Here is a 2,462-nt window from a genome sequence, read left to right as displayed (position 1 = left end):
GTACCTGGAGGTGGCGGGGGCCATCCGGGGAAAGGAGGGACTACCGCTTGGTCCTGAAGGGGAACCAGAGGGAGCGGTTGGGATGGGCGGTGGAGGTGTTCTCTCCGCCCTCAAGCTCCTGGGGTTGTATGCGTTAAAGAGGGTCACTTAGGTAGCAAACTTGGGTTATGCTAATATGGCTGTATGCGCACCACTCTGGACCTCCCCGACCCTCTCTACCGGCGCCTCAAGCTCCAAGCTGCGAAGGAGGGAAAGACCCTCAAGGAGCTGGTGACCCGCTTCCTGGAGGAGGCCTTGAGCCGCCAGGCCTCCGGGGGTGCGCGCTCCCTTCCCCTAGTACCGGCCAAGGGCCGCCGCATCCTCCCCCTGCGAAACGCCGATCTCTGGGAGCTTTTGGAGGATGGACCTTCCCGACCTTAACGTCTGGTTCGCCCTCCTGGTGCCGGAGCATCCCTTTCACCCTCGAGCCCGCTCCTACTGGGAAGGGACGGGCGCGGTGGGGCTGGTTCGCGTGACCGCCCTGGGCCTTTTGCGGCTTCTTACCAACCCCAAGGCCATGGACGGAAAGCCCCTAGAGCTAGGGGAGGCCTGGGGAATCTACCGGGAGCTTAGGGTTAGCTCGAGCGTTCCCCTGTGGGAGGAACCCGATGGCCTGGAGGAGGCTTTCGCGAACCTGGTGGCGAGAGGGTTTCCGCCTCGGCTTTGGACCGATGCCTACTTGGCCGCTTTTGCTATGGCCGGTGGGTATCGGCTGGTGACCTTTGACCGGGATTTCCTCAGCTTTTCTGGTCTGGAATGTCTGCTTTTGGAGGCCTGAACCAGAGCACGAGCGGGCCTGGAACCATGAATGCCTCGGACAAGAAGTCCGGGGTTGTTCGGTTTGCGGGACGACGCCACTCCCCAAACTGCATCCTAGGGATCCACGTCATCAGGGCTCAGGTGGGGACCTCATCGTAGAGTTGGTATTAGAATTGATTTGTACGGCAAATTGCCGTACATTGAGGACAGAGAGGGGAGAAGATCATGCCCAAGACCGCACGTATGGAGTTCCGGCTCACCCAGAGCCAAAAAGAGCTCATCAAGCAGGCCGCCCGGCTCGAGGGGCGTTCGCTGAGCGAGTTCGCCACCGGGGCGCTGGTGGCCGAAGCCCGGCGGGTGCTCGCAGAGCAGCGGCAGCGCGAAGAGGTTCAGGTAAGTCAGGAAGCCTTCGCCCACCTGGTGGAAGCAATCAAGCAATCCCCACAAGTACTCCCCGACCTGCTGGCGCAGCTCAGGAAGGCGGCCAGATGATCGAAGCGCCCTACCGTATCGAGCCGCTCGGTTCTCATCACGACCGAGCGGCTTTCACCTGCGGCAAGCCAGAACTTGACCGCTACCTGCGGGAGGTGGTTTCGCAAGACCGGCGGCTCTCGCTCTCTCGCTGCTTCGTGCTGGTGCACCAGGACGAGCCTGCTCGAATCCTAGGCTACTACACCCTGTCCAACGCCGCCCTCCGTCCTGAGGCAGCCCCCGGGAAACTGGCCAGGGTTCGACGCTACGACCAGATCGGGGCCCTGCTGCTAGGCCGCTTTGCCCTGGACATCAACCAGCAGGGCCGGGGGTTGGGACGGCGGATGCTACTGCACATGCTGCAGCACGCGGCGCGGCTGGAGGAGGAGAGCGGCTTTGCCCTGGTGCTCGTCGATTCCATGGATAAGGAAGCCACAACCTTTTACCGAAAGTTCGGCTTCCAGCCACTGCCCGGCACCCCGCAACGCATGTACCTGTTGCTCAAGGATTTGCGCGCCACCCTCCAGACCTTCGCCCAGCAACCGTCCTGCCCCTGAAGAACTCACCAGGAAAGAGCGGCGGGCACCACCTTTTAGGAAGTTCCGCACCGCTGTCCGGGGTCTCTAGGGGAGAGACGCTCGGCACAGGGGGGCCTTCTTCCAGATAGGCCCGGAAACGCTCCTCGGCGTTGTTGCGTTGAATCCGGCAAACCGTCATGGAAGCCCCCAGGGAATAGAGGAGATCCTGGTCTATGCGCGTGCGGGGGATTTCCTTGATCCACTCCACCGGCCGCGTGTGGCGACAAGGTGGGGAAAGCTCTTGCCGATACTGGTACGCGCCCTTCACGCGGCCCAGGACCACCACGGGCCGCTTCTTATACCCCTTTATGCGGTATCCTTCCCCCATGACCGTCGTTGACCACCTGACCCTCCCTCAACTCCAGCAACGGATCAAGAAGGCTAAGGATTCCGTGGAGAAGACCCGCCTCCTCGCGGTGTACCACGCCAAGCGGGGCCTCACCGCCCAGGAGGTGGCCGCCATCACCCTCCAGGATAGGAGGCACCATAACCCGGGCCCCAGGCCAAAGCTGACCCCAGAAGAACAGGAGAGGGTGCTGCAGGCCCTCCAGGGACCCCCGCCCGACGGCGGCTTGTGGACGGGGCTCAAGCTGCAACGCTGGGTGGCGGAGGCGC

4 protein-coding genes and 1 pseudogene are annotated in these 2,462 nt (G+C 63.0%); all 5 read left to right on the top strand.

Translation table 11 applies throughout. From position 1 onward, the window contains the following. Positions 1–183: 183 nt before the first annotated feature. Positions 184–420 (top strand): hypothetical protein, encoded by a 237-nt coding sequence (locus Mlute_RS14970; RefSeq protein WP_119361317.1) that lies wholly within the window; start codon positions 184–186, stop codon positions 418–420. Next, positions 401–817: a TA system VapC family ribonuclease toxin gene (locus Mlute_RS14965; RefSeq protein WP_119361316.1), complete on the top strand. Its 417-nt coding sequence runs from the start codon at positions 401–403 to the stop codon at positions 815–817. Before Mlute_RS14970 ends, Mlute_RS14965 begins: the two co-directional genes overlap by 20 nt. Before the next feature lie 206 nt (positions 818–1,023). After that, the gene (locus Mlute_RS14960) at positions 1,024–1,290 is read left to right on the top strand and encodes a type II toxin-antitoxin system TacA family antitoxin (RefSeq protein ID WP_119361315.1); all 267 of its coding nucleotides are present in this window, start codon (positions 1,024–1,026) and stop codon (positions 1,288–1,290) included. Further along, positions 1,287–1,826, top strand: coding sequence for a GNAT family N-acetyltransferase (locus tag Mlute_RS14955; RefSeq protein ID WP_119361314.1), 540 nt, complete (start codon positions 1,287–1,289; stop codon positions 1,824–1,826). Before Mlute_RS14960 ends, Mlute_RS14955 begins: the two co-directional genes overlap by 4 nt. A gap of 347 nt (positions 1,827–2,173) precedes the next feature. Beyond that, positions 2,174–2,462: pseudogene (locus Mlute_RS14945) on the top strand (helix-turn-helix domain-containing protein); the annotation flags it as partial.

The organism is Meiothermus luteus (assembly GCF_003574085.1).
Taxonomy (GTDB): domain Bacteria; phylum Deinococcota; class Deinococci; order Deinococcales; family Thermaceae; genus Meiothermus; species Meiothermus luteus.
The sequence above is the reverse complement of the archived record's forward strand: the minus strand, read 5'-3'. Positions and strand labels throughout refer to the sequence as shown.